The sequence below is a fragment of the Haloechinothrix sp. LS1_15 genome (assembly GCF_033042135.1).
Lineage (GTDB): Bacteria > Actinomycetota > Actinomycetes > Mycobacteriales > Pseudonocardiaceae > Haloechinothrix.
This window is the reverse complement of record NZ_WBXM01000002.1, coordinates 360,245-386,431: the sequence shown is the minus strand read 5'-3', so window position 1 is coordinate 386,431 and position 26,187 is coordinate 360,245. Positions and strand designations below refer to the sequence as shown.

Below are 26,187 nucleotides of genomic sequence, written 5' to 3'. Positions count from 1 at the left end.
CGCACGAGTCCCCGGCGACGCCACGTCGATGGCACCGCGGACACCTCGCCCATGGCCTCCCGTACCCACTTCGGCAGCGGGATACGCTCGATATATGTCCGAACGATTGTATTTCCGTCAACTGCTCTCCGGGCGTGATTTCGCGGTGGGCGACCCGGTCGCCACACAGATGGTGAACTTCGCGTACCTGATCGGCGACCGCGAGACACGAGAGGCCGTCGTGGTCGACCCTGCCTACGCCGTCGGTGACCTGCTGGACGTGCTGGCCGCCGACGACATGCGTCTGGTGGGCGTGCTCGCCACACACCACCACCCGGACCATGTCGGCGGCAGCATGATGGGATTCGAGCTGCCGGGACTCGCCGAGCTGCTGGCCCAGCAACCGGTTCCGGTGCACGTCAATCGCGATGAGGCCGAGTGGGTGCGTCGTGTCACCAACCTGTCGGAGACCGATCTGACCGGGCACGATCACGACGACGTGCTCGAGGTCGGCGCGATCAGCATCCGGATGCTGCACACCCCGGGACACACCCCGGGCAGCCAGTGCTTCCTGGTGGACAACCGGCTGGTGGCAGGCGATACGTTGTTCCTCGAAGGTTGTGGACGCACCGACTTTCCCGGTGGCGACGCCGACGCGATGTATCGCAGCCTCCAGCAACTCGCCGGTCTGCAAGGCGACCCAGTGGTGTACCCGGGTCACCAGTACTCCACGGACGCTTCCGCCCCGCTGTCCTCCGTACGGCAGAACAACGTCGTGTACCGGCCGCGCTCGCTCGAGGAGTGGCGCAGGCTGTTCGCCGGCTGACCGGCCGCCGTCGGCGGTGCACCGGGGCGGGTGGGCACCGGCTCGGGCGGGGGTAACTCGTCACGGAGGTCCCGTTTCCCGTTCCCGGTGCACCTTTCTTCGCTATGCGATCACCAGCACATGATTTCCATTGCTTTCCGTTTTTCCGCACAGAATTGTGGGGCCGGTCAGTCACACACCGTTAAGGTGAGACACTTCCGAGCATGCAACGATACGAACCTGAAAACCGTCGAGAATATCCCGAGTACATTGAGGATCCGGACGGCCGGATCAACGCGGTTCGCCGGGTCAACGGCATCATCAGAATCGTGTGTGGACTCTTCGCCGCGATCCTCGCTATCAATATCGTCCTGGTTGCCGCCAATGCGAACTTCGGCAATCCGTTCGCCCAGTTCGTCTCCCAATGGGCGAGCGGCGTCAGCCTGGGATTGGACAATCTCTTCCTCACCAGACATCACAAGCTCCAGATCGCGCTGAACCAGGGTCTGGCCGCCATCCTGTGGCTCATCATCGGGGTGCTGCTGACCACGTTCCTGTCCCGAGTCGTGCTGCCAGGCCCCGAACGTCCCGGCCGCCGGTGACCGCCCGCCGAGGGGTGCGTGCACCCGTGTGTCCGCACGTAGGCTCGTGAGGTATCGCGACAACGAAAGGAGGAACCCCGCCCGTGGGTATCCTGAGCTGGATCGTGCTCGGCCTGGTGGCCGGGCTGATCGCGAAACTGCTGATGCCGGGTCGCGATCCCGGCGGCTGCATCCTCACCGTCGTGCTGGGCATCACAGGCGCGCTCCTCGGCGGCTGGCTCGGCGGGACGCTGTTCAACATCCACCTCGGCACCTTCTACGATCCCCGCACCTGGGGACTGGCGATCGTGGGCTCGATGATCATCCTCGCGGCCTATCGGCTGCTGATCGGCTCCCCCAGCCGCCGCGTGTGACCGGAACCGGTCCGGTTCCGGTCACACCTTGCGCCGCAGTGCCCATACCGACAGTGGCGCGAACACGGCCAGCACCACCGCCGCCCACAGGAGCACCTGCAGGATCGCGGCGGTGAGGCTGCCGGTGAACCAGGGCTCGCCGAGCATCAACCCCCGGCAGGCATCCGCGAGGACGCTCACCGGGTTGATGTCCACGAACGCCTGCAGCCAGCCGGGCATGGTCTCGGCGGGCACGAACACGTTGCTGACGAACGTGAGCGGGAACAGCGCCGTGAAACCGAAGATCTGCACCCGCTCCGGATCCTTGGCCAGCACCCCGACCAGCACCGCCACCCAGGAGAACGCCAGCGCGAACACCAGCAGGAGCACCACCGCGGCCAGCAGCCCGAGCACCGAGGTGCCGATCCGGAAGCCGAGCGCCATCCCGACGCCGAGGACCAGCACGATCGACCACGCCTGCTTGACCTGGTCGGCCGCGATCCGCCCCGCCAGCGGAGCCCATCGGGCCACCGGCAGCGATCGCAACCGGTCGAACACGCCCTTGGTCAGGTCGGTATTCAGGCCCTGCCCCACGTACAGGGTGACGAAGAGCATGTTCATGACGACCATGCCCGGCAGCATGAACGTCAGGTACTCGCTGGTGGACCCGGCGATCGCGCCACCGAAGACATAGGTGAACAGCAGCACGAACATGATCGGCTGGATGCTGAAGTCGCTCAGCTCCCAGGGGTTGTGCCGGACCTGCACCACGGTGCGCCACGCCAGGGTGAGGCTCTGCCGTAGCCCTTCGATCGGCCCGACGCGAGGCTTCGGTGTGTAGTCGGTCAGCGGTGACGGAAGCGCGGGGGCGGTCATTCCGGGCTCCTCTCGGTCGCATCGGCGTCCTCGGCCGGATGCCCGGTCAGGGTCAGGAACACCTCGTCGAGACTGGAACGGCGTAGCGCGAGCTCGGCGACCACCACGCCTGCCTGATCGAGCCTGCGCACCGCCGCGGGCAGCACCTGGGGATCGGAGACCGGCGCGGAAACCAGGTCCCCGGACACCTCGGCCGCCATCCCCGCGAGTTCGCCGACGACCGAGACCACCGTGGGAAGCTGGTCCGAGTCGGCCGGGCGCACGGCCAGGCTGCTGCTGCCGGTCTTGGCCTTGAGCTCCTGCGGGGTACCCGTGGCGATGACCCTGCCGTGGTCGATCACCACGATCTCGTCTGCCAGCGCATCGGCCTCGTCAAGGTACTGCGTGGTGAGCAGCACCGTTACCCCGCCGGCCACGAGACGCCGGACGAGCTCCCACAGCTCGCTGCGCGCCCGCGGGTCGAGGCCGGTGGTCGGTTCGTCCAGGAACAGCAGTGGTGGCCTGCCCACCAGGCTGGCCGCCAGGTCCAACCGGCGACGCATACCGCCGGAGTAGCCCTTCACCGCGCGGTCGGCGGCTCCGGCCAGGTCGAACTCGGCGAGCAGCTCCCGCGCACGGTGCTTGGCCCGCCGCCGCGGCATGCCGAGCAGCCTGCCGATCAGCAGCAGGTTCTCGGCCCCGGTCAGCGTTTCGTCCACCGAGGCGTACTGGCCGGTGAGCCCGACGAGCTGGCGCACCTGGTGCGACTGGGTCACGACGTCGTAGCCACCGACCGTGGCACGCCCACCGTCCGGCCGCAGCAGCGTCGCCAGCACCCGCACGGCCGTCGTCTTTCCCGCGCCGTTCGGCCCGAGCAGGCCGAGCACGGTGCCCTGCCGGACAGCGAGGTCCACCCCGGCCAGCGCGGTGGTATCCCCGAAACGTTTGATCAGGCCGTCGGCCACGATCGCGTGATCCATCGTGTGTGCTCCTGTCATGTGGAAGCCAGGCGGACGTGCTCCGTCCCGACCCGATGTCCCTAGCATGCCGGTGGGGACCGACACTGTGCGTGCTATCCGTACCGACCTGCCACGCCACCCGAAGTCACCGCGAAGCGCGCGATGCCACGTCGCGGCGGGTTCCCTCCGGCACGGCGGTCACTGCGCCGTGCCTGCGGTCGCCCCGGCCACCGCAACGCGGGCAACGCTCACAACTTGATAACTGCTGAAGCGTAAAGGTGGCTTTACCGACGATGCTCCGTGGAAAATTCCCGATCAAGGGGCGCCCGCATCCTCGGTGCGCCCACCGTTCGCTGGGAGATCGATTGAGCCCACGTCACAGCGACGGCAAGCCGAGCGCGCCCACCCTGCTGACCGCCCTGCTCTCCATCCTGCTCATCACCGTTCTGGCGGCGGCGACCGCACCGGACGGCACCCCGGCAGGCGCAGCCGCGGCTGGTTCCGTCCAGCACGCCAGCCACAGTTCCGTACCGGATGGCAACGATCAGTCATTCGCCTGGCACACGCCAGGCTGGATCGCCGCGACCGACCATTACGTGACGGGTGCGCACCACCCGGGATCGGCCGACATCGCCGCCCCGCACTACACCCCGGTCCGTGCCGCACGCTCCGGCCGAGTGGTCGCCACCGGCTGGAACGACGTCAGCGGCTGGTTCGTACGCGTGGAACATCGCGGACTCGGAGCCTACAACTACCACACGAGCTACGGGCACCTGGTCGAAGAGCCCCGCGTCCGGCGCGGTCAGCTCGTCACTTCGACCCTGCGCGGGGGTACCGTGCTCGGCTACGTCGGCCGCACCGGCAACGCCGACTTCAGCGGCCCGCACGTGCACTTCACCATCCGGCGCATCCACAAGGAGACCGGGCGCAGCGAGATCCTCCGTATCCCTGATTTGACCATCGGCGACTGGGTACGCGGCGGCAGCTTCAAGCGCGGCCGGTACGAAGGACTCACCCCGCAGGTGTTGGAGACGGCGGGTCGCTTCGATGTGCGGGTCACCGACCGGGACGGGACCGGCATGTACGCCAGCACCCGGCGGCGTGGCTCCGAACTGCTCCACGCGATACCGGCGGGCACCGTGCTCACCGTCGTCGGCAGCGAACGCGGCCAGTACCGGGTGCGCTACGGCGGTCGCACCGGTTGGATCGCCCATTCCGGCACGCAGCCTGCTGCCTCGCCTGCGTTCGGGGTTCGCATCAGCCCCCGCTACACGCGGGTCAACGTGCGCCGCTCACCGGGCGGCCCGGTGATCGGGGTGGTGCCGGGCGGGGCTCGGGTCACCGCCTTCGGCACCAACCAGGCAGGCACCTGGTACCGGGTGCAATGGCGATGCACCAGTACCACCAACCGCAGCACGGTCACGGCCGATCGTGGCCGGGAGGTCGGTGGCTGCCCCGGGCTGCGCCGCGGCCAGTCCACGAAGTACGGCTGGGTCAGCGGCAACGTCAGCTACCCCACGTCGTACTTCCCGACTCGCACCCGTGTCCACGGGCTGACTGTGCACGGCGACCGCGTGGTCAGCGGCAGGAGCAGGCCCGACACCTCGGTCAGACTGGGGACGCTACCGATCCGCAGCATGGTCACCGTCACCGGCACCAGGAACGGCTGGTACCGGATCGACTATGGCGGCCAACGCGGCTGGATCCGCGGCTGGTTCACCGCAGGGCGGCAGTAGGGGTCCTTCCCGCTCCGTTCGGCCCGAGCAGGCCGAGCACGGTGCCCCGCCGGACAGCGAAACGTCGTGTGCTCGTGCGGTTCGAACGGATCCGGCTGGGAGGGACGGCACGCGAGCTCATCGCACCACGAGCTCATCGCACCACGAGGAGCCGACCAGCACCGTCCGATCGCGGGACTACCGCACAGCACCTGCCGACGGCGCAGATGACGGACCGGCCAGCTGACATCCCCGACACTGCGCAGCTGACCGGCCGCCTGCACGGCTAGCCGCACGAGCCGACGGTCGCGCACCGATGCCGCAACTCACCGGTGCGTGACCCCGGCACCGATGTTCAACGCATCTCGACCGACGAGATGTTCCCCACTCTCCGGTGTATGCACAAGGTTTTTTGAGTCCGTTCGACTCAGCTTCGGGAACAAGGAGCGGCACACGTTCGTCATTTACGGTGACGGCCCCATACGGGACCTGCGTGGGATTCTGTCGACGACATCGGTGAGGGACACCAATAAGGACACCGGTCAGGGAGGTGAGAGCCATGGCACTGCCAACGGTTCGGTCCTCGAACACCCCGGGCCGGTGGGACCCGTTTCGCGAGTTCGAAGACCTCTACAGCCAGATGAGCCGGTGGATGGAATCGGTGGTCGGCAGGCTCGAGCCGGACAGCGGTTCCTGGTGGCCAGCGGCCGACCTAGCCGAGACCGAGGACGCGTACCACGTCGAGGTGGAGCTGCCGGGAGTCAAGCGTGACGACATCACCATCGACCTCGTCGGCTCCGAGCTCACCGTCAACGGCGAACTGACCGAGAGCGAGCAGAAGGGGCGGCTCCGCCAGCGGGGACGCCGGACCGGCCGGTTCCACTACCAGGTGACGCTGCCACACGACGTCGATGCGGAACGAGTGGAAGCCACCCTGGACCAGGGGGTACTGACGGTTCGCGTTCCCAAGAGCGAAACGGCGAAACCGCGCCGCATCGAGATCTCCAACAAGTAACCGGCGGCACCGCCGCAGCCCGGGCGTCGGGCCCGCGACCACCACCCCGCGGGCCCGGGTTCCGGCAGCGGCACCGGTCCGGCGCCCAGCCGAAACACAGGGAGGTGAGCCGCAGTGATAACAACGGCAACACCCGGTCCCAGCGGCCTGGCCAACCTACCGACCCCACCCACCGGATGGCCGATCGGCTCCTACGACACCTACGCCGAAGCACAGCGTGCCGTGGATTATCTGGCCGAGAACGACTTCCCGGTACACGACGTGACCATCGTCGGGGTGGAGCCGTTGATCGTCGAGCGCGTCACGGCGCGGCTGAGCTGGCCACGGGTACTGGGTTCCGGCGCGCTGTCCGGAGCGTGGTTCGGACTACTGATCGGACTGTTGCTGAGCCTGTTCACGCCCGAATACCCCGCGATGGCACCGATCCTGCTTGGCACGATCGCCGGAGTCGCTTTCGGCGCGGCGTTCGCCGCAACGGGGTACGCGTCGCTGAAGGGCCAGCGAGGCTTCATGTCCAACACCCAGTTCGTCGCAGGCCGCTACGACGTGCTCTGCGAGCCACGCAACGCCGAGCGCGGCAGGGACCTGCTGGCCAGGCTGGCCATGCAGTGAGCGGCAGGTAGCGGTACAAGCGCGACGACGCTCGGCACGGGAAGCGAACGCACCTGCCCGCACGCCCTCGCGTATGCGGGTAGTACGGGGCAGACTGACCCCATGCCAGCACACCGGGGGATCGTACTCGTACACAGCCCGCTACTCGGGCCGTGCAGTTGGGAGCCGGTGGCGCTCGTGCTCCGCCAGCGCGGGTTCACCACCGCGGTCCCGTCGATGATCGACGCCGTCGGCGGTGAACCGCCCTACTATCCAGCCATGGCAGGCACCGTGGCCACCCGGATCATCGACGAGTTCGCGGCGACCGGGGTGACCGAGATCCCCCCGGCGGAGGTGCTGCTCGTCGGGCACAGCGGCGCTGGGGCCCTACTGCCCACCATCGCCGGTGCTTACGGTGGCACGGTGAGCGGGGCGGTGTACGTCGACGCGCTCCTCCCGCATCCCGGACGGAGCTGGTTCGACACCGCACCAGTCGAGCTGGCCGAGGGGCTTCGCCAGCTCACCGTGGACGGGTACCTTCCGCCCTGGCACGAGTGGTTCCCACCCGAGATGCTCGACCCGCTGTTGCCGGGTGGCACGCTGCGGGACCGCTTCCTCGCTGAGATCCCGGCACTGCCACTCGCCTACTTCCACGAGCGTGCGCCGCACGATCCGCCACTGCCGCAGCGGCACTGCACCTACGTGCAGCTGAGTGAGGGATACCGCGACGCGAGTGTCGCAGCCGAGCGTCGTGGCTGGATCGTGTTCCGGACCAACGCCGATCACCTCGCGCTGCTGACCCAGCCGGAGACCGTCGCCGACCTGGTCGAATCGGCGATGGTCGCTATGGCGGGCGACGAGGCTTCCGGGAAGTGACAGCCGCCGGATGATCGCGGGCGGCCCGCGATGATACGACGCGGCACCGCCTAGGTGCGGCGGGCTGCCAGCTTGAAGAAGTGCTTGCGCTTCCGGGGAGGTGTGCCGAGCCTGCCCGCGACGGCATCGTCGAGCAACGAGCCGACCGTCTCCTTCGCACACTCCCGGTTGGCACCGATACCACCGGACGGCCCACGCTTGATCCATCCCACGACGTACGTGCCTGGCTGATCCGCCACGCGACCGCCGGTGTGCGGGACGGTACCGCTCCGCTCGTCGAAGGGCAGCCCGTCGACGGGCGTGCCGTGATAGCCCACAGCGCGGATCACCTCGCCGGTGGCGATCTCGACGTCCTCCGCCGGTCCGGTCGTCCGGAGTCCGCGAACCTGGGACTCGCCGAGGAACGTGACCGGTGCGGAATGGAACCGCAGCACGATACGGCGGCCATCGTGCCTCGGCGGTGCCGACCAGTCGACGGCTTTCCGTTCGAGGCCCTTGAGCAGGCGAGCCTTGTCGCCTGCCGGTGCGGTATCGATGGCCCGACCGACTCGCGGGTCGTGTGCGTCGACCACCAGGTCGATGTCGTCGCGCTCGATGAGTGCGCGCAGTTCCGGCTCGGTGTAGGCAGCGGCTTCGGGGCCGCGGCGCCCGAGCAGCACGACCTCGCGGATCTTGCTGGCCTTGAGACGCTCCAGCGCCGCGGGGGCGATCGTGGTGCCCTCCAGCACGGCAGGGTCGGTGGTCAGGATGCGGGCCACGTCGAGAGCCACGTTGCCGTTGCCCACCACGACCACGCGTTCGGCAGCGAGGTCGACGGCGTCGGCGGGCACATCCGGGTGGCCGTTGTACCAGGCCACCACCGTCGTCGCCGCGAGGCTGCCAGGCAGGTCCTCCCCGGGGAGGTTCAACCCGCGCGCAGAGGAGGCGCCGACCGCGTAGATCACCGCATCATGGTGCTCGGCGACCTCGTCGACCGTGACGTCCCGCCCGACCTCCAGGCCGAGCTGCAGCCGCAGTCGGGGATGATCGTGGAAGCGGGCGAAGGTCTCACCGATCTTCTTCGTCGAGGGGTGATCCGGTGCCACGCCGTAGCGCACCAGGCCGCCGGCAACCGGTAACCGGTCGATCAGTGTGACCTTGGCGTTGGTGTGCAGCAGCAGGTCCTCCACCGCGTACATCCCGGCGGGGCCGGTGCCGACCACAGCGACGTCGAGCGGGTCCAGGTCCGGCGGGATGACACGGTCGAACACCGGCCGGTTCCAGGAATGGAAGTTCGGACTCGGATCGCTCGCCGCCGTGATCGGATCCCGGTCAGCGTAGTAGGCGGCGTTGACCTCGGCGTAGGCTTGCAGCGGACCGGTCAGGTCCTCGACCGGGAAGATCGCATCGACCGGGCAGGCGTCCGCGCACGCACCACAGTCGATACATGCCTGGGGGTCGATGTAGAGCATCTCTGTGGTCCGGAAATCCGGCTCGTCCGGAGTCGGGTGGATGCAGTTGACCGGGCAGACCGCCACGCAGGACGCGTCGCTGCAGCAGGTTTGGGTGATCGCGAATGCCATGGCCTCAGACGAGGTTCGCGCGCTTGTAGAACCACATCGACGGCTTGGTGAGCAGCCCTGCCGAGTTGAGGAACTCCATCAGTCCCGCGCAGCTCGACCGCATCATCTGCTTGTGGTGCTGATTGGCCTTCGCCTCGCGGAGGGCACGCTTGGCGTCCAGGCCCGCGTTAGCGTACACCTTCTTGTTCACCATGCTGGTCACGATGAAGTACGAGGCCACAGCCACCACCAATGCGTTGAGCTGCCGCCGCAGCTTGCCCGCACCCTGCAGCCGCTCCCGAGTCTCCTCCCTGGCGAACTTCATGTGGCGGGACTCCTCAACCACGTGAATGTTGTTGATCGTGCGCACGAACGGAACCACCCGATCGTCACGCATCCAATCGCGCTGCATCACATCGAGAACTTCCTCGGCCACCAGGATCGAGGCGTAGGCGGACTCACCGAATGCCAGCGTCTTGAACAGCCTGCCCAGCTCGACCACAGTGCGCCGCGGCCGGTAGGCGGGCGCGCCAAGCTTGGCGGCGCCGCGAGCGAACATGATGGAGTGCCTGCACTCGTCGGCGATCTCGGTGAGCGCCCACTGGAACGCCGGGTCGGTCGGGTCCTTCGCGTAGAAGTCCCGCAGCACCATCTGCTGCAGGATCATCTCGAACCAGATCCCGGTGCTGGCCACCGACGCCGCTTCCTGGCGCGTGAGCTCGCGTTGCTGTTCCGGCGACATCTCCTGCCAATAGGACGTACCGTACAGCGTGCTCCACTCCGGGCTGGCCCCGTGGTAGCTCGTGTCGAGCGGGGTCTCCCAGTCGACCTCCTCGACGGGGTCATAGGACAGCGTCTCGGACGAGTGCAGCAGCCTGCGGGCCACGTCCTCGCGCCCCTCCGTCGCGGCTTCCGTCTGCTCGGTGGCAACCACGGGCTTCTCCTTCCCCTAGGTGTTACTCAAGGTAACGCGTTAATGAGAGTAACACTAAGCTGCGAGGTAACGCACACCGGGCGGAGATGTGATTCGAATCACGCTTCTGCCGAGCCGAACGTGACGTCCATTCCGTCTGCGACGCCGAGCGTCACGTTCGGCTCCACACCATTACAGGAGCGGCTCCTCGTCGACGAGATCGAGAGTCAGCGTGCCATCGAGGGCGATAGCGGCGCGGAATCGGACCCTGTCGGGGGTGCCGGGGGTCGATGGTAGCCGCAGCTGAGCCGATCGGTTCCCGGCGCGGACCTCGACCGTAGCGCCGCGAGGAGCCGCCGCCAGGTACACGACATCGGCGATGCCGACGGAGTAGTTCGTCGTCACCGCCGTGCCGTGCCACACCTCGCTGCCGTCGATCAGCAGCGTGACCCGGTCACCGGAGAATCCCTCACCGAGCTCCACAGCCAGCCGCTCCTCCTCGGTCATACGGGCCTCCCGGTGAATTCGTCACTCCTGCAGCGACCGCAGCACCGAATCCGGTGCACCCTTCGACCGTGCCAGTTCGAGGGCATCCTGCCGCATCGTCCGCGCCGTCTCGGTGTCCTCGGCGGCCTGGTGGCAATCCGCGAGGTAGCTCATCGTCTCGTAGACGGTGAGGTCGTCGAGACCAGCGGCACCGCGCGAGGCGTCGATCGCTTCGGTCAGCAGCTCGTCGGCCCGGGACAGATCCCGCTCCCGGACTCTGACGTCACCGTCGTCGGTGACAGCGGCGAACGGCCGCGCCGCGTTCGTGCCGAGGGCGAGCCGGGCATACACCGCCATCGGGTGCCCCGCGTGCTCCGACAGCACCGATTCCAGTGCACGCGTGCCCGCTGCGAGGTAAGGCGAGTCGGAGCCGAGCAGCGTGAGCGCCATACCCGTCTGCTCACCGAGCATGAGGTCGGCGATGTGCTCGTCCTCCTCGTTACGCGGCGATGCGACGCGCAGTGAGACCACATCGGACGCAATGACGGTGCCATCCGGTGCCGTGTAGCTGGCACGCACCCGGTAGGTCCCAGGCTCGGTGAAGATGTGCCCGACAGATCCGTCGTATCCGATGTAGGCACTGACCGGCTGCTCCTCCGCGCGGCCACTCGTTACCAACTCCGGTTCGACACAGTACTTCACCGGAGGCCGGTGAATCAGCATGTCGCCACCGGGCCGGTTCACCGCGACGCTGACGAAACCGAACTTCGGATGCAACTGTTCGCGCCGATCGATCTGCTGACTGCGCTCCGCGATGAGGCTGATGTTCAGGACAACAGGCGTCCCCAGCATCACGGTCGGCTCGGCGGGCGCGATGCGCAGTTGCAGCCCGCTGGTGTCCGACACCGGATCGCCGTACTCATCGCCCGCCTCGAACGCGGCTCCCCTGCCGAACGCGTTGCCACCCATGATCACCGCATCGCGGAACCCGTGCCGCAGGTGAGCAAGCTCGAGATCATCGAACTGGAACGGGAAGGCCGCCCAGAACGCAGCCTCACCGCTCGGCGCACCCCCGCCCGGGTTGTAGAACCGCGGGTAGTTCATCCACGACAGACTGCCAGGACGGTTCGGCAACGGCGGCGTCATCCGGTCCTTGTGGAAGGAATGGAACAGGTTGAAGCAGTGGCCGAGTTCGTGGACGTTGACGTAGAGCTGCTCACGGAGGTTCCTGGCGTTGCGTTCACCCATCACCTGATAGAAGCTGGCGCAACCCTGACGTTGTGGGCCCTGCTGGTCGAACATGATGCCGCGGAGGCCGCTGCCGAACTCGTGACGCATCGCGTGCAGCAACCACACCCTGAACTGCGGCACGTCCCGCCAGCGCGAGAAGTGCCGCTGCATGGCGTTGTGCAGGCTCGCGTTGTTCCAGACGTGCCCCGAAGGGGCACGGACGACATTCGCCCCGCCGGTGTCGACCATCTGTATACCGGCCTCACCGAACGCGCCCGCCGTGGTCAGCGTACGAGCCGGCCCGCCACTCGGCAGCGTCGCCGTGTTGTACGAGGCGAACGGGGTGACCCCGGACTCGCAGTCCTCCTCGAGCTCCACTGTGCGGAACGCGGCCGATTCCCACGCGCACACGTAGGTGGCACCGCTGGCTCCGCTCGGGGTGAACCACCGGATGGTGGCTGCGGCCGCCGGACGGCCGATCCTGGTACGGGGGATGGTGACCCTGGCGACGGTGAACGTCGTCTGCCAGGTCGTCCTGGCCGTGCCCACGACAGTCACCGCGGTGTCCGTGACGCGCGCCGTCACAGCGTCGACGGTCCACGAGCCGAAATAGCTCGTCGTCGAGCCGGATACCCGGTAGTAGTCACCGCTGAGCCTGCGCAGCGGCCGCCTGCCGTCGACGTCGACACGCAGTTCGAGCTGGAACGCACCGGGCCGAGACCGGTACCGACCGCTGGCTGCCCGGTAAGGCAGCGGGAACGGCAGTGGCATCGGGATCGGCCGCGGCGCGACCGAGGCGTCGCCTGCCTCGGAGGCGACATCGCCGTACCACGACTGCCCACCCGGCAGGCCGTTGATCTGCCGCAACAACTCCTCGGCGGTCGGCGGCATCTCACCACCGAGATCCTGTGGTGCCGCTGCGGGTGCGCTGGGATCAGCCGCCGGGCTCGAGCCCTCGGCCACCGTGATCCCCTGCTCCTCCGTGCCCGCACCGGAGACACCCTTGGCTACGTCCTCCACGTCGTCGACGGGTCCAGTTCCCGGGGCCGGCGCATTGGGTTCCATGACAGTCATGGCTGTTCGCTCCTCAGTGCCGTAGGGAGCTCGCAGGAGGGGCACCGGGGTCCCGTTTCCCTCGACGTATGCCTACCGGCTGGAGCCGGGAACGTTCGTTCGGGTGGCTCGCATACAGGGCGCGCGCACCGACCGAGCCGCGCATCGAGTCACGCGTCGTGCTCGCATCCGATCCAGACGAGCGCGGTGGCTTCCCTCCTGGTAGGGCCCGCCTGCGAGATACGGCACTCAGTTAGTCGGCGGTAGCCGGGAATCGTTACAACTATCACCCGAACGGACGCGCTGGACGTGACCTGCGACTGCTCGCGGGTCACCGCGACTCAGTAGCGGCTCAGGTCGGGGTCGGTGTCCGGCGGGCTGCCCTGCCCGAAAGGACTGCCGCCGAGCTCCTCGCGGTGATGCGGAGCCAGCCACTCGCTCAGGTCCGGCCCCTTCGGCACGATCCGCAGCGGGTTGTTCCGGTCGAGGACCTGGTGGTAGTGCCGCTTGATGTGGTCGAAGTTGACCGTGTCGCCGAATCCGGGGGTCTGGTAGAGGTCACGGGCATAGCCCCACAACGCCGGGAACTCCGCGAGCTTGTGGCGGTTGCACTTGAAATGCCCATGATACACCGGGTCGAACCGCACCAATGTGGTGAACAGCCGGATATCGGCCTCGGTGATGGAGCTACCCACAAGGTAACGCTGCTTGCTCAGGTGTTCCTCCAGTGCGTCCAGCTGGGTGAACAGCCGGTCGTAGGCCCGCTCGTAGGCTTGCTGGGTGCTCGCCAGGCCCGCCTGGTACACGGCGTTGTTGACGTTGTGGAAAACGTCCTCGTTGATCGCGTCGATCTGCTCGCGCAGCGGCTCGGGATATAGCGAAGGCGCGCCGGGCCGATGCCAGTCCGTCCACTCCGTGGATAGGTCCAGCGTCATCTGCAGGTAGTCGTTGGTTACCAGCTTGCACGTCGGTATATCCACAATGGCCGGTACGCTGATCCCGCCATGATAGTGCGGGTTGCCCGCGTAGTAAGCCTCATAGAGGAAGCTGATCCCGAGCACCGGATCGACCCCATCGGGATCCAGCGTGAAGCGCCAGCTCCTGGCGTCCTGGATGGGATCGACGATCCCCAACGACAACACGCCCTCCAACCCCAGCAACCGCCGGACGATCACGGCGCGGCTCGCCCACGGGCAGGCGAGGCTGACGATCAACCGGTAACGGTTGGGCTCCACCGGCCACCGCGCGTCGGGTGCGTTGCGGATCCGTTCATCGAACTGGCTGCCGGAGCGGATGAACTCGCCAGTCTCGGGATCCGTGGCGAACGGAGCGGTCGCGGCCATCACCGGCTCCTTCCCGTGCTGTCACGCATGAACGGCGTCAGGTCTTCGCACGGGCGAGCCTACCCTCGGCTCGCCGTGTTCGCCCGCCGCCACAGCACGATCCCGATCGCGATCATCCACAGCCAGCCGAGCACGGTGAACGGGACAATCACGGCGAACGACAACGCGACCGCGCCGGTAAGCCAGCCCGCCCCTGTCACCATGCCGAACGTCCCCAGCCACCGAGGCAACGCTCGACTGTAAGCGAGCACCGCGCCGTAAACGAGCACCGACGATCCGAGCAGGCCTTGAGCGACGAAGGCCGTGCTACCCAGCACGGCGAGCACCGCATCGGCGGCGATCACCGTCCCGTGCTCCGCACCGGGCTCCGCTGCTGCCCACTGGTCGGCAAGCGCCGTGAGGCCGACCCCGTGCACACCGAAATAGACGGCGTATACCGCGGTCGCCACGGACATGGTGGCTGCCGCGAGGCTGGCCAATCCCGCCGAACGGTCGTGTCGCAACACCCTGGTGACCACCACGAGCGCCACGAGCCAGAGCACGACGGCGAGAACGTTCGCCAGATGGGCGTGCAGCCACCAGGAACGTTCGGCGACATGATCCAGGGTGGCCGCGGAGTCGGTGATCGGTGGGTTGCCGTGCGCTACGGAAACCACCACGTACAGCACGGTCCCTAGCAGCGCGGCGACAGCGCCCGCGCGCAACGTGACGGTGTCCACGGCGGCTGCCGTCCCCGTTTCGACCCGCATGGTGCCGGGCTCCCTTCGCATCGCGCGCGGCCGGATGACCCAACGCGCTTTAGATTATGACATAACTAATTATATATTAACTATGCGAGGGTGCAACCGAACTCACACGACAGCTGGTTGAATGACCGCATGACCTCCGAGGCGACCGAGCGAGAACCACGCCGCTCACCCCTGGCCCTCGTTGTTCTCGCGCTGCTGGCCGAGTCGCCGATGCACCCTTACCGGATGCAACGGCTGATCGCAGAACGAGGGAAGGATCGGGTGGTCAACATCGCACAGCGCAACAGCATCCACCAAACGCTCGCCCGGCTGCGACGTGAGGGGCTGGTCGAGGAGATGGAGGAGCAGTACCACCAACGACGACCACGACGCATCGTCTATAGCATCACCGGAACCGGACGGGAGCTGCTCCAGCGATGGATGGCCGAGATGCTCGCCCGGCCTGCGCGGGAGTTCCCGGAGTTTCCGGCAGCGCTCTCACTGCTCGGGCTTCACTCCCCCGAGGACGTGGTGGCGCGGCTCGGCGAGCGGGCGAACGCGCTGGAACGGGTCGTGGCCGAGCTGGATGCGGAACTGGAACGCGCCCAGGTACCTCGAGTGCTGTTAATCGAGGAAGAATACCGCCGAGCGATGGCGGTGGCGGAGTCGGATTGGGTGCGATCGCTGATCGCCGAGATCGAGTCGGGAACACTGTGGTGGGACACCGTGGAACTGCTGGCCTGGTCCCGATCCACGCCCGACTCCGGCGGCTGAGCCGCGATTGCCCGCGACCGCCAGCAGGGGTGGCGCCCCGGTCACCCCGCCGGAGGCCACCCCTACGGCTGCCGTCAGTAGTTCGGTGGCGGTCCTTGCGGCGGGAATCCACCCTGCCCCGGCGGGGGTCCTTGCGGCGGCATACCCTGCCCCGGCGGGGGACCCTGGCCCGGCGGCGGCCCCGGCGGCGGCCCCTGCGGCGGCATACCCTGCCCGGGCGGTGGGCCCTGCGGGCCACCCTGCATCCGGACCAGCTCCCCGGTGTTCTGGGCCGTGTAGATGGTCGCGAGCAACGACTCGAGGCCGACCCTGATGAGGACCACGTACAGCAACGCCACCAGCGGACCGATGATCACCAACATCAGCAACCCGAAGAGGACGTCTTCGGTGAACGCGGCGATCACCGCGAAGATGTAGCCGAGCGCGATGAAGACCATCAGCAGGATGTAGACGACCTTGGCGATCGTCGGTGCGACGAACCTGCTGAAGCTGAAGTCGAACAAGGCTCCCATGTCAACTGTCCCTTGATTGAAGTGACATCCAGAGCCCCTAACCTACCGGCTTCCCCCTGAGCTCCACTGGCGCGACATGCCCCGTCGACCCAATGGGCCACAGCCGACGTACCAAACGGACGCGCATACACACAGCGGCGGCGTGCCGGGAGACCTTGTCCCCGGCACGCCGCCGCTGGATGACGATCCGGTCGAGCCGCCGTCGCACTGTCGCGACGGTGACGCCGGTGATCAGTACCGGTAGTGCTCCGGCTTGTACGGACCCTCGACGTCCACGCCGATGTACTCGGCCTGGTCCTTGGTGAGCTTGGTCAGCTCGCCACCGAGCGCCTCCACGTGCACCCGGGCGACCTTCTCGTCGAGCGCCTTGGGCAGCATGTAGACCTCGTTGTCGTACTCCTTGTGCTTGGTGAACAGCTCGATCTGGGCGATCGTCTGGTTGGAGAAGCTGTTCGACATCACGAACGACGGGTGGCCGGTAGCGTTGCCCAGGTTGAGCAGCCTGCCCTCGCTCAGCACGATGATCGAGTGGCCGTCAGGGAAGATGAACTCGTCCACCTGCGGCTTGATGTTGACGTGCTTGACGTCCTTGCTGCGCTCCAGGGCGACCATCTCGATCTCGTTGTCGAAGTGGCCGACGTTGCCGACGATCGCCTGGTGCTTCATGCGCTTCATGTGCTCGAAGGTCACCACGTCCTTGTTACCGGTCGTGGTGATCACGACATCGGCCTTGTCGACCACGCTGTCCAGCGTGGCCACCTCGTAGCCGTCCATCTGCGCCTGCAGCGCATTGATCGGGTCGATCTCGGTGACGATCACACGAGCGCCCTGGCCGACCAGCGAGTCCGCCGAGCCCTTGCCGACGTCACCGTAGCCGCAGACCACGGCCACCTTGCCGCCCATCATCACGTCGGTGGCGCGGTTGAGACCGTCGATCAGCGAGTGGCGAATGCCGTACTTGTTGTCGAACTTGGACTTGGTGACCGAGTCGTTGACGTTGATCGCCGGGAACAGCAGCTCACCCTGCGCGGCCAGCTGGTACAGCCGGTTCACACCGGTGGTGGTCTCCTCTGTGACGCCGAGGATGCTCTCACCGATCTTGGTCCACTTACTCGCGTCCTTGGCCAGCGAGGCACGCAGCCTGCCGAGCACGACCTTCCACTCCTCCGGGTCGTCCTCCTCCTCAGGTGGCACCACACCGGCCTTCTCGCACTCGGTGCCCTTGTGCACCAGCACGGTGGCGTCCCCACCGTCGTCGAGAATCATGTTGGCGGGCTGGTCGGGCCAGGTGAGCATCATCTCGGTGCACCACCAGTACTCCTCCAGCGTCTCGCCCTTCCAAGCGAAGATCGACACACCCTGCGGCTTCTCCGGGGTGCCGTACGGGCCGACCACCGCCGCAGCAGCCGCGTGGTCCTGCGTGGAGAAGATGTTGCAGGAGGCCCAACGCACCTCCGCGCCCAGCTCGGTCAGCGTCTCGATCAGCACAGCCGTCTGGGTGGTCATGTGCAGCGAGCCGGAGATGCGCGCGCCCTTCAGCGGCTTGACATCGGCGTACTCGCGCCGCAGCGCCATCAACCCGGGCATCTCGTGCTCAGCCAGCCGGATTTCCTTCCGGCCGTACTCGGCCAGCTCAAGGTCGGCAACGGCGAAGTCGATACCGTTGCGGGTCTGCAGCTTGTCCGTCGTTTCCAGAGCCATTCTCTCTCTTGTCCCCTTATCTTGCCGTCATCGGTCCGATTGCCGGCCGTCTTAGGTGTTGAAATACTTCGCTTCGGGGTGATGGGCAACGAAAGCGTCGGTGGATTGCTCCGGGTGGAGCTGGAACTCCTCCGACAGCTGGACACCGATCCGTTCCGAGTCCAGCAGATCGACGATCTTCTTCCGATCCTCGAGGTCCGGGCACGCGCCGTAACCCAGTGAGAAACGGGCGCCGCGGTAGCCGAGCTTGAAGAACTCCTGCACGTCGTCAGGATCCTCGTTGGCGACCGCCTTGCCGGATTCCCACTGCAACTCCTCACGGATCCGGCGGTGCCAGTACTCGGCAAGCGCCTCCGTCAACTGCACGGACAGGCCGTGCACTTCGAGGTAGTCACGGTAGGCATTGCCCTCGAACAGCTGGTTGGCGTAATCGGCGATCGGCTCGCCCATGGTGACCAGCTGCAGTGGCAACACGTCCACGGAACCATTGGATTCGGCCATCTCGCGGGAACGGAAGAAGTCCGCCAAGCAGAGCCTGCGATCCCGGCGCTGGCGCGGGAACGTGAACCGGCACCGCTCCGCGGCGTCCGGCTTCGGCTCCTCGAGCACGATCAGGTCGTTGCCCTCGGAGACGCACGGGTAGTACCCGTACACCACCGCGGCGTGCGCCAGTATGCCCTTGGTGGTCAGCTCGTCGAGCCAGGCACGCAGCCGGGGCCGCCCCTCGCTTTCGACGAGCTCCTCGTAGGTGGGGCCGTTGCCGCCTTTGGTACCGCGCAGGCCCCACTGGCCGAAGAATGTCGCCCGTTCGTCCAGCATCTTCGAGTATTCGGCGACGGGCACACCCTTGACCACCTTCGGGCCCCAGAACGGGGCAGCAGGCACCGGCACGTCGGCAGCGACGTCCGAACGTGTGGTGTCGTACTCGTCCGGTTCCTCGCCCGCCTCGGCCTTGCGCTGCTCCGCGATCCGCAGCGAGCGTTCCCGGCGAGCCTTGCGCTCGGCCCGCTTGGCCTGCTCCTGATCGTCCTCCTCGAGGACCTCGCCCTTCTTGCGGGCCATGACCTGGTCCATCAACTTCAGGCCCTCGAAGGCGTCCTTGGCGTAGTAGACCTCGCCCTCGTAGACCTCGTCGAGGTCGTTCTCCACATAGGTGCGGGTCAACGCCGCCCCACCGAGCATCACCGGATACTTCTCGGCGAGTCCCCGGGAGTTCATCTCCTGCAGATCATCCTTCATGATCACAGTGGACTTCACCAGCAGCCCGGAGAGCCCGATGGCGTCGACTTCGTGCTTCTCCGCCTCTTCCAGGATGTTGTTGATCGGCTGCTTGATACCGATGTTGACCACGTCGTAGCCGTTGTTCGAGACGATGATGTCGACGAGGTTCTTCCCGATATCGTGCACATCGCCCTTGACCGTGGCCAGCAGCAGCTTGCCCTTCCCACCGGAGTCGTCCTTCTCCATGTACGGCTCCAGATGGGCCACGGCGGTCTTCATCACCTCGGCCGACTGCAGCACGAACGGCAGCTGCATCTGCCCGGAGCCGAACAGGTCACCGACAACCTTCATCCCGGCGAGCAGGTTCTCGTTGACGATCTCGAGCGGCTTCTTCTCCTCCATGGCCGCCATGAGGTCGTCCTCGAGCCCGTTGAGCTCACCGTCGACGATGCGCTTCTCCAACCGCTCGAACAGCGGCAGCTTGGCCAGCTCTTCGGCGCGCGACTCGCTCGTCGACGAGGCCGACACGCCTTCGAACAGCCCCATCAGCTTCTGCAGTGGATCGTAACCCTCGCTGCGGCGGTCATAAACGAGATCGAGCGCGACCTGCTTGGCCTCCTCGTCGATCTTGTTCATCGGCAGGATCTTCGACGAGTTCACGATCGCGGACTTCAGCCCGGCCTCGCGGCACTCGTGGAGGAACACCGAGTTCAGGACCTGCCGCGCAGCGGGGTTGAGGCCGAACGAGACGTTCGACAGCCCGAGGGTGGTCTGCACGTCCGGGTGACGCTCGGACAGCCGGCGGATCGCCTCGATCGTCTCGATCCCGTCCTTGCGGACCTCTTCCTGCCCCGTCGTGATCGGAAAGACCAGGAGGTCGATGATGATCGCGGACTTGTCGAGGCCCCAGTTGGTGGTCGCGTCCTCGATCGCCCGCTCGGCGACGCGCAGCTTCCAGTCGGCGGTACGCGCCTGCCCCTCCTCGTCGATACAGGTGAACACCACGGTGGCGCCGTGCTCACGGATCATCCGCATCATCCGGTCGTAGCGCCCACCAGGTTCGGTGCCGTCCTCGTAGTTCACCGAGTTCACCGCGCACCGGCCGCCGAAGTGCTCCAGACCGACCTCGATCACATCCGGCTCGGTGGAGTCGACCATGATCGGCAACGTCGATGCCGTGGCCAGCCGCGAGGCCAGCTCCCGCATGTCGTAGGTACCGTCCCGGCCGACGTAGTCGACGCAGAGGTCGAGCATGTGCGCGCCCTCACGGGTCTGTCCCTTGGCGATCTCGACACAGTCGGAGTAGCGCTCCTCCAGCATCGCCTCCCGGAAGGCCTTCGAACCGTTGGCGTTGGTGCGCTCACCCACGTTGAGGATCGAGGCTTCCTGATCGAAGGGGATCGCCTGGTAAACCGACGACACCGAGGGCACGACCTCCGGCGTACGCCGGGGAACCGGCAGGTCGGACACGGCGTTGGCCACTGCGGCGACGTGTTCGTCCGTGGCGCCGCAGCAGCCACCGACAAGGCGCGCGCCGAAATCGGTGACGAAGCCTGCCAGCGCCTCGGCGAGCTCGTTCGGCTGTAGCGGGTAGACGGCACCGTTCGGTCCGAGCTCGGGCAGTCCCGCGTTCGGCATCACCGAGATCGGCACACTCGCGTGGTCGGCGAGCACCCGCATGTGCTCGCTCATCTCGGCAGGGCCGGTGGCGCAGTTCATGCCTATCATGTCGATGCCGAGCGGCTCGAGCGCGACCAGCGCGGCTCCGATCTCGGAACCGACCAGCATGGTGCCGGTTTGCTCCACCGTCACCTGCGCGATGATCGGCAGCCTGACGCCTGCCTGCTCCATGGCCCGCTTGGCCGCGACGATCGCGGCCTTGGTCTGCAGCAGGTCCTGTGAGGTCTCGACAAGCACGACGTCGATACCGCCGTCGATCAGCCCGCGGACGCTCTCCTCGTACGCGTCCCGCAGGTCGGCATACGGCGCGTGCCCCAAGGTGGGCAGCTTCGTGCCCGGCCCAACGGAACCGAGCACGAAACGCGGCTTGTCCGGGGTGGAGTACTCGTCCGCGCATTCCCGTGCCAGGGCCGCGCCCTTCTGGGCGAGCTCGCGGATCCGGTCGGTGATGTCGTACTCGGCGAAGTTGGCCAAGTTCGTACCGAAGGTGTTCGACTCGATCGCGTCCGAACCCGCCTCGAGGAAGCCGCGGTGGACCGCACGAACGACGTCCGGGCGGGTGTCGTTCAGAACCTCGTTGCAGCCTTCGAGATGATCGAAGTCGTCCAGCGACAGGTCGTGAGCTTGGAGTGCCGTCCCCATTCCACCGTCTGCGACGAGCACACGGCGCTCGAGTTCGGTCAGGAACGAGCTATCCACTGGACTACCTACCTCCTGTAAACAGTGTGTATGAGGTGACGACATTCACTTCGTCGCCTGTACGGGCCTCAGACACGGAGTTTCGACTCGATCTCGGCGGCGGCGTCGGCGCCGTAGGCTCGCGCCACGCGATCCGAGAAGGTGGATCGTTGCAGAACGTACTCCTGCGTACCGATCGTTTCGAGCACGAACGAGGCCAGCGTGCTGCCGACCTGCGCCGCCCGCTCGGTGGGCAGCTTCACGCTCAGCCCCCACAGGAAGCCGGAACGGAAGGCATCGCCGACACCGGTCGGTTCGACCTCGGATACATCCGGTACCGCGGACACCCGCACCGGGTCGTGCTGGGTGCTCTCGATGACGACACCTTCCCCACCGTGGGTCATCACCCAGGTGCCGACGCGCTGGAGCACCTCATCGTGTGACCAGCCGGTGCTGCGCTTGAGCAGTGCGGTCTCGTACTCGTTGGTGAACAGGTAGGACGCACCCTCGACGAGGGTCCGTACCGTTTCGCCTTCCAGCCGGGCCAGCTGCTGCGAGGGATCGGCAGCGAACGGGTAGCCCGCCGCCCGACACTCCTCGGTGTGCTTGACCATCGCGTCGGGATCGTTCGGCGAGACGATCACCAGATCCAGCCCCCCGGTGCGGTCGGCGATCGGCCCGAGCTCGATGCTGCTCGACTCGGCCATCGCGCCCGGGTAGAACGAGGCGATCTGATTCTGCGTCTGGTCCGTGGTGCACACGAAACGTGCGGTGTGCTTGTTCTGCGAGACGTGGACCGACTTCGTGTCCACCCCGTGGTCCTCCAACCACGTGCGGTACTGCTCGAAGTCAGCACCGACGGCGCCGACAAGCACCGGCGACATCCCCAGCGACCCGAGCCCGAAGGCGATGTTGGCCGCGACCCCGCCCTTGCGGATCTCGAGCTCGTCCACCAGGAACGACAGCGAGACATTCTCCAACTGGTCGGCGACGAGCTGGTCGGCGAACTTACCGGGAAAGGCCATCAAATGGTCGGTCGCGATTGAGCCGGTGACGGCAATGCGCATCGCTGATACCACCTTAATCTCAGATCAGGCGAGTTCGTCGCAGAGGCCGTTGACTCTGCGTGGTCCGTAACGGCGCTGGCCGGCGGGACCCCCGATCGGTTCGAGGGTCCCGCCGGCACGAGATCAAGAGGTCGCGATGTCCTTCAGCGCCGCGGCGCGGTCGGTGCGCTCCCACGGGAGGTCGACGTCGCTGCGGCCGAAGTGACCGTACGCCGCGGTGGGCGCGTACATCGGGCGCAGCAGGTCGAGCTCCTTGACGATCGCCGCGGGCCGCAGGTCGAAGACCTCCGTGATGGCCTTCTGGATCTTGGCCGGATCGACCTTCTCGGTGCCGAAGGTCTCCACGAACAGACCCACCGGTGCCGCCTTACCGATAGCGTACGCCACCTGGATCTCGGCACGCTCGGCCAAACCGGCCGCCACGACGTTCTTGGCGACCCAGCGCATCGCGTAAGCCGCGGAGCGGTCGACCTTCGACGGATCCTTGCCGGAGAAGGCGCCACCACCGTGCCGGGCCATGCCACCGTAGGTGTCGACGATGATCTTCCGGCCGGTCAGCCCGCAGTCACCCATGGGACCGCCGACGACGAACCGGCCCGTCGGGTTGATCAGGATGGTCGGCTCGTTGACGTCCAGACCCAGGTTGTCGGCCTCGGCCTTGATCACGTGCTCGGTCAGGTCGGGCGCCAGCGTCTTGTCCAGGTCGATGCCCTCGGCGTGCTGCGTGGAGATGACCACGGTGTCCAGCCGGACCGGCTTCTCGCCGTCGTACTCGATGGTGACCTGGGTCTTACCGTCGGCACGCAGGTAGGGCAGCGTCCCGTCCTTACGGACGTTGGTGAGCCTGCGCGAAAGCCGGTGAGCCAGCGCGATCGGCAACGGCATGAGCTCAGGAGTGTCGGTGGAGGCGTAACCGAACATCAGGCCCTGGTCACCGGCACCCTGGGCATCGATCTCCTCATCGGTGCCGCCGACGCGCTTCTCGTGCGCCTCGTCGACACCCTGGGCGATGTCGGGCGACTGCGCGTCGAGCGCGACGTTGATCCCGCAGGTCTCCGCGTCGAAGCCCTTCGCAGACGAGTCGTATCCCACGTCCAGGATCTTGTTGCGCACGATCTCGGGAATGGACACCTGCGCCTGGGTGGTGACCTCACCCGCGATGTGGACCTGGCCGGTGGTGATCATGGTCTCCACCGCGACCCGGCTGTTGGGGTCCTGCTCCAGGAGGGCGTCCAGGATGCTGTCGCTGATCCCGTCCGCCATCTTGTCCGGGTGGCCCTCCGTTACCGACTCGCTGGTGAACAGCCTGCGGTTGATTGCACTCACGTTTCTCGTCCTCACCTGTCGTATAGTGCCGTCGCCGCCGCCCGCCGATCGATCCGTGCCGACGGGCGACGATGACGTCGAACGTTGCTTCCGCTGTCTCTTCAGGGACTATCCGGGGACTATTCGGGGATGTACTCGGGCGCGGCTAGGACCGTGCCACAAAGATTCCCCAAGCCAGGTTCCCTGCCTTTCCTCCGTTGACCCAGTTGCGGAGGCCTTGCTTCATACGGTCGATGTAAGCCTGGCTGACGTGCTCGGCGATCTCCTTCTCGCGCCGCTCGAGTTCAGCCAGCACTCGACCGTAGTGAGCAGGCAGCTGGGGGCTGTGGTCCTCGAAAGTCACCTCCCTCATGCCGAGTCGCTTCAGCTGGCTCTCATACCAGCCCGGCGCACCGAGGCTGTCGAGGTGGAGGCGATCCAGGATCGGCCGCAGGGCTTCCTTCTCCGCACCGTCGACGGCCATCGGGTCGGTGAAGATGAACTGCCCGCCCGGCTGGAGCACCCGGTCGACTTCCTGCAATGAACGCGCCCGGTCACCGCTGTGCAGGAACGAGTCTTGCGACCAGACCAGATCGAAGCTGTTGTCCTGGTAGGGCATGTCCTCGAACGAACCGTCGGTGACCTCGATGAGGTGGGACAGGCCCTGCTCCTCGGAGAGCTGCCTGTTGCGTTCGTTCTCGACCTCGCTGAGGTTCAGGCAGGTGACGTGACAGCCGTAGGTCTTGGCCAGGTAGCGCGCAGCGCCCCCATAGCCCGCACCGGCGTCGAGCACGCGGGTGTTGGCGTCGATCTTGACCTTGCTGGCCATGTGCTCGACAGTGCGGCGGCTGGCCGCCTTGATCTCCTCGCTGTCCGACTCGTACAGCCCGACGTGGATGTCCTCGCCACCCCAGATGACGTAGTAGAAGTTGTCCGCGTCCGAGGAATTGTAATAGTCGCGCGCGGTGTTCACCGCGGAGGAATATTTGGTCACCCGATCCTCCTGTTGCGTATATGCCTTTTCGGCGACGTGCACGAGAAAGTCGGGCTCCTCATCGGCGAAGCTCTCCTGGAAATCACCATAGGTGTCCACGTTCTGAAAGCCGACCTCACGTAAAAGCCTCCGCGTGTAATCTTTGCGGAGGGGATACATGTTGAGGTGATATTGACTTTTGTCGGGGAAGCTGTATCGGAATCGGGCGAGCCCTTCGTCCACATATTCCGGCTCCGCCGATACGGAATCGCCACAATAGTAATAGGTGTGCTTACTGGAGAACCCGTTGTCCAGGATCGCATCGTAGTTGCGCTGATCGATGATCAGGATCCCGTCGTGCTTGAGCACGGAGTAGAACTCAGCCAGCGCCTTGCGCCGGTCCCGCTCGGAGAACAGGTGCGTGAACGAGTTGCCGAGGCAGATGACGGCGTCGAACTTGCCCTCGACGTCGCGGCTGAGCCAGCGCCAGTCGGCGTGCACCGTACGCAGGATGTGCCCGCCGTAGTCCCTACCGTTCTCGAAGGCCTTCGCCAGCATCTCCGCGCTGCCGTCCACGCTGACCGTGTCGAAGCCTTCCTCGATGAGGCGCACCGAATGGAACCCGGTTCCCGCGGCGGCGTCCAGCACCGACTGCACTCCGTGCGACTTCAGCAGGTCGACGAAGAAGCTACCCTCACTCTCGTAACGCTTCTTCCAGTCGATCAGGTCGTCCCACTTGTCGACGAAACCGCCGACGTACTCCTCGGTGTAATGATCGGTATCCCGAACTTCCAGGGGATCGTCGCCGAACGATTGCGCCGGATGCGCTTCGATGGACTTCTCGACTACCGCCTCGCGGGAATCACCCCGATCATCCGTCTTGTCCTTACTACGCACCGACCTAGAATCGTTCATTGCACTCCTTCCCGCGATGCGTCCGATACTGTGCTGCGCAGCTCACGCGCCGTTCCAGAGTCCGCCCCAAACCGTGTCCGACCGCGCTCCACCGTCTGATCCGGCGGCGCTGCAATGTCGCGGAGTCGCGGTTCAGCAACTTCACCGGCGACGACTCTGCTCAGCTCGGGCGCATTCCACAATCGCCGAGCCGCCTGGGGCCAGATCGTCGTTGACCGCCCGCAGGCCTTCCTCATAGCAACATAGGGAACTTGGCTCGAGATTTCAATGCGTCGTTGGCATGACTCTGAAATTTCACCTTTCGTATATGACCTGGACCACTCGACAGCCGCTGTTCG

22 protein-coding genes are annotated in these 26,187 nt (G+C 66.5%); 8 read left to right on the top strand and 14 right to left on the bottom strand.

The features are described 5' to 3' along the window. Positions 1-94 precede the first annotated feature (94 nt). The 3 genes from F8178_RS04560 (at position 95) to F8178_RS04550 (ending at position 1,739) form a co-directional block, all read left to right on the top strand. On the top strand, positions 95-805 hold the full coding sequence (locus F8178_RS04560; protein ID WP_317493358.1) for an MBL fold metallo-hydrolase: 711 nt from the start codon (positions 95-97) through the stop codon (positions 803-805). Between the two features lie 203 nt (positions 806-1,008). After that, positions 1,009-1,386: a hypothetical protein gene (locus tag F8178_RS04555; RefSeq protein ID WP_317493357.1), complete on the top strand. Its 378-nt coding sequence runs from the start codon at positions 1,009-1,011 to the stop codon at positions 1,384-1,386. Between the two features lie 83 nt (positions 1,387-1,469). Next, entirely contained in the window at positions 1,470-1,739 is a 270-nt protein-coding gene (locus tag F8178_RS04550) for a GlsB/YeaQ/YmgE family stress response membrane protein (protein ID WP_317493356.1), read from the top strand. A gap of 21 nt (positions 1,740-1,760) precedes the next feature. On the opposite strand, the gene F8178_RS04545 is transcribed toward F8178_RS04550, so the two are convergent. Then, on the bottom strand, positions 1,761-2,594 hold the full coding sequence (locus F8178_RS04545) for an ABC transporter permease (RefSeq protein ID WP_317493355.1): 834 nt from the start codon (positions 2,592-2,594) through the stop codon (positions 1,761-1,763). Further along, positions 2,591-3,553, bottom strand: coding sequence for an ATP-binding cassette domain-containing protein (locus F8178_RS04540; RefSeq protein WP_317493354.1), 963 nt, complete (start codon positions 3,551-3,553; stop codon positions 2,591-2,593). The genes F8178_RS04545 and F8178_RS04540 overlap by 4 nt, the downstream gene beginning before the upstream one ends. A 344-nt stretch (positions 3,554-3,897) precedes the next feature. Here F8178_RS04540 and F8178_RS04535 point away from each other — a divergent pair, with 344 nt between their 5' ends. The 4 genes from F8178_RS04535 (at position 3,898) to F8178_RS04520 (ending at position 7,729) form a co-directional block, all read left to right on the top strand. Next, positions 3,898-5,268, top strand: coding sequence for a peptidoglycan DD-metalloendopeptidase family protein (locus F8178_RS04535; RefSeq protein ID WP_317493353.1), 1,371 nt, complete (start codon positions 3,898-3,900; stop codon positions 5,266-5,268). Between the two features lie 538 nt (positions 5,269-5,806). Beyond that, positions 5,807-6,262: an Hsp20/alpha crystallin family protein gene (locus F8178_RS04530; protein ID WP_317493352.1), complete on the top strand. Its 456-nt coding sequence runs from the start codon at positions 5,807-5,809 to the stop codon at positions 6,260-6,262. A gap of 114 nt (positions 6,263-6,376) precedes the next feature. Beyond that, entirely contained in the window at positions 6,377-6,874 is a 498-nt protein-coding gene (locus F8178_RS04525) for a general stress protein (protein ID WP_317493351.1), read from the top strand. 102 nt (positions 6,875-6,976) lie between these two features. Further along, positions 6,977-7,729 (top strand): alpha/beta fold hydrolase, encoded by a 753-nt coding sequence (locus F8178_RS04520; RefSeq protein ID WP_317493350.1) that lies wholly within the window; start codon positions 6,977-6,979, stop codon positions 7,727-7,729. Between the two features lie 50 nt (positions 7,730-7,779). Here F8178_RS04520 and F8178_RS04515 read toward each other — a convergent pair whose 3' ends face one another. The 6 genes from F8178_RS04515 to F8178_RS04490 form a co-directional block, all read right to left on the bottom strand. Further along, positions 7,780-9,291, bottom strand: a complete 1,512-nt coding sequence (locus tag F8178_RS04515; protein WP_317493349.1) for an FAD-dependent oxidoreductase — start codon at positions 9,289-9,291, stop codon at positions 7,780-7,782. A 4-nt stretch (positions 9,292-9,295) separates the two neighbouring features. Next, positions 9,296-10,204: a diiron oxygenase gene (locus F8178_RS04510; protein WP_317493348.1), complete on the bottom strand. Its 909-nt coding sequence runs from the start codon at positions 10,202-10,204 to the stop codon at positions 9,296-9,298. 171 nt (positions 10,205-10,375) lie between these two features. Then, the gene (locus F8178_RS04505) at positions 10,376-10,690 is read right to left on the bottom strand and encodes a hypothetical protein (protein WP_317493347.1); all 315 of its coding nucleotides are present in this window, start codon (positions 10,688-10,690) and stop codon (positions 10,376-10,378) included. A gap of 21 nt (positions 10,691-10,711) precedes the next feature. Next, entirely contained in the window at positions 10,712-12,973 is a 2,262-nt protein-coding gene (locus tag F8178_RS04500; RefSeq protein WP_317493346.1) for a hypothetical protein, read from the bottom strand. Positions 12,974-13,293: 320 nt separating this feature from the next. Further along, on the bottom strand, positions 13,294-14,295 hold the full coding sequence (locus F8178_RS04495; RefSeq protein ID WP_317493345.1) for a glutathione S-transferase C-terminal domain-containing protein: 1,002 nt from the start codon (positions 14,293-14,295) through the stop codon (positions 13,294-13,296). Positions 14,296-14,354: 59 nt separating this feature from the next. Further along, positions 14,355-15,044, bottom strand: coding sequence for a DUF4386 family protein (locus F8178_RS04490; protein ID WP_317493344.1), 690 nt, complete (start codon positions 15,042-15,044; stop codon positions 14,355-14,357). A 129-nt stretch (positions 15,045-15,173) separates the two neighbouring features. Here F8178_RS04490 and F8178_RS04485 point away from each other — a divergent pair, with 129 nt between their 5' ends. Then, positions 15,174-15,797 carry a PadR family transcriptional regulator gene (locus F8178_RS04485; protein WP_317493343.1) on the top strand — a complete coding sequence of 208 codons (624 nt, stop codon included), beginning with the start codon at positions 15,174-15,176 and terminating at the stop codon, positions 15,795-15,797. Between the two features lie 74 nt (positions 15,798-15,871). Here F8178_RS04485 and F8178_RS04480 read toward each other — a convergent pair whose 3' ends face one another. The 6 genes from F8178_RS04480 to F8178_RS04455 all read right to left on the bottom strand — a co-directional run bounded on the left by F8178_RS04480 (position 15,872) and on the right by F8178_RS04455 (position 25,849). Further along, on the bottom strand, positions 15,872-16,309 hold the full coding sequence (locus F8178_RS04480; protein WP_317493342.1) for a DUF4282 domain-containing protein: 438 nt from the start codon (positions 16,307-16,309) through the stop codon (positions 15,872-15,874). Between the two features lie 231 nt (positions 16,310-16,540). Next, positions 16,541-18,010, bottom strand: coding sequence for an adenosylhomocysteinase (gene ahcY, locus F8178_RS04475; protein ID WP_317493341.1), 1,470 nt, complete (start codon positions 18,008-18,010; stop codon positions 16,541-16,543). A gap of 51 nt (positions 18,011-18,061) precedes the next feature. Continuing rightward, positions 18,062-21,610 (bottom strand): methionine synthase, encoded by a 3,549-nt coding sequence (gene metH, locus F8178_RS04470; protein ID WP_317493340.1) that lies wholly within the window; start codon positions 21,608-21,610, stop codon positions 18,062-18,064. A 68-nt stretch (positions 21,611-21,678) separates the two neighbouring features. Then, positions 21,679-22,656: a carbohydrate kinase family protein gene (locus F8178_RS04465; RefSeq protein ID WP_317493339.1), complete on the bottom strand. Its 978-nt coding sequence runs from the start codon at positions 22,654-22,656 to the stop codon at positions 21,679-21,681. 123 nt (positions 22,657-22,779) lie between these two features. Continuing rightward, entirely contained in the window at positions 22,780-23,982 is a 1,203-nt protein-coding gene (metK, locus tag F8178_RS04460; protein ID WP_317493338.1) for a methionine adenosyltransferase, read from the bottom strand. A gap of 145 nt (positions 23,983-24,127) precedes the next feature. After that, a complete protein-coding gene (locus F8178_RS04455) occupies positions 24,128-25,849 on the bottom strand; it encodes a methyltransferase domain-containing protein (RefSeq protein WP_317493337.1) in 1,722 nt (573 codons plus the stop codon). Between the last annotated feature and the right edge of the window lie 338 nt (positions 25,850-26,187).

Coding starts and splice junctions, on each gene's coding strand:
- F8178_RS04560 (WP_317493358.1), top strand. CDS start 95: ATGTCCGAACGATTGTATTTCCGTCAACTGCTCTCCGGGCGTGATTTC.
- F8178_RS04555 (WP_317493357.1), top strand. CDS start 1,009: ATGCAACGATACGAACCTGAAAACCGTCGAGAATATCCCGAGTACATT.
- F8178_RS04545 (WP_317493355.1), bottom strand. CDS start 2,594: ATGACCGCCCCCGCGCTTCCGTCACCGCTGACCGACTACACACCGAAG.
- F8178_RS04540 (WP_317493354.1), bottom strand. CDS start 3,553: ATGGATCACGCGATCGTGGCCGACGGCCTGATCAAACGTTTCGGGGAT.
- F8178_RS04530 (WP_317493352.1), top strand. CDS start 5,807: ATGGCACTGCCAACGGTTCGGTCCTCGAACACCCCGGGCCGGTGGGAC.
- F8178_RS04520 (WP_317493350.1), top strand. CDS start 6,977: ATGCCAGCACACCGGGGGATCGTACTCGTACACAGCCCGCTACTCGGG.
- F8178_RS04515 (WP_317493349.1), bottom strand. CDS start 9,291: ATGGCATTCGCGATCACCCAAACCTGCTGCAGCGACGCGTCCTGCGTG.
- F8178_RS04505 (WP_317493347.1), bottom strand. CDS start 10,690: ATGACCGAGGAGGAGCGGCTGGCTGTGGAGCTCGGTGAGGGATTCTCC.
- F8178_RS04500 (WP_317493346.1), bottom strand. CDS start 12,973: ATGACTGTCATGGAACCCAATGCGCCGGCCCCGGGAACTGGACCCGTC.
- F8178_RS04495 (WP_317493345.1), bottom strand. CDS start 14,295: ATGGCCGCGACCGCTCCGTTCGCCACGGATCCCGAGACTGGCGAGTTC.
- F8178_RS04490 (WP_317493344.1), bottom strand. CDS start 15,044: ATGCGGGTCGAAACGGGGACGGCAGCCGCCGTGGACACCGTCACGTTG.
- F8178_RS04485 (WP_317493343.1), top strand. CDS start 15,174: ATGACCTCCGAGGCGACCGAGCGAGAACCACGCCGCTCACCCCTGGCC.
- F8178_RS04480 (WP_317493342.1), bottom strand. CDS start 16,309: ATGGGAGCCTTGTTCGACTTCAGCTTCAGCAGGTTCGTCGCACCGACG.
- ahcY (WP_317493341.1), bottom strand. CDS start 18,010: ATGGCTCTGGAAACGACGGACAAGCTGCAGACCCGCAACGGTATCGAC.
- F8178_RS04465 (WP_317493339.1), bottom strand. CDS start 22,656: ATGCGCATTGCCGTCACCGGCTCAATCGCGACCGACCATTTGATGGCC.
- F8178_RS04455 (WP_317493337.1), bottom strand. CDS start 25,849: ATGAACGATTCTAGGTCGGTGCGTAGTAAGGACAAGACGGATGATCGG.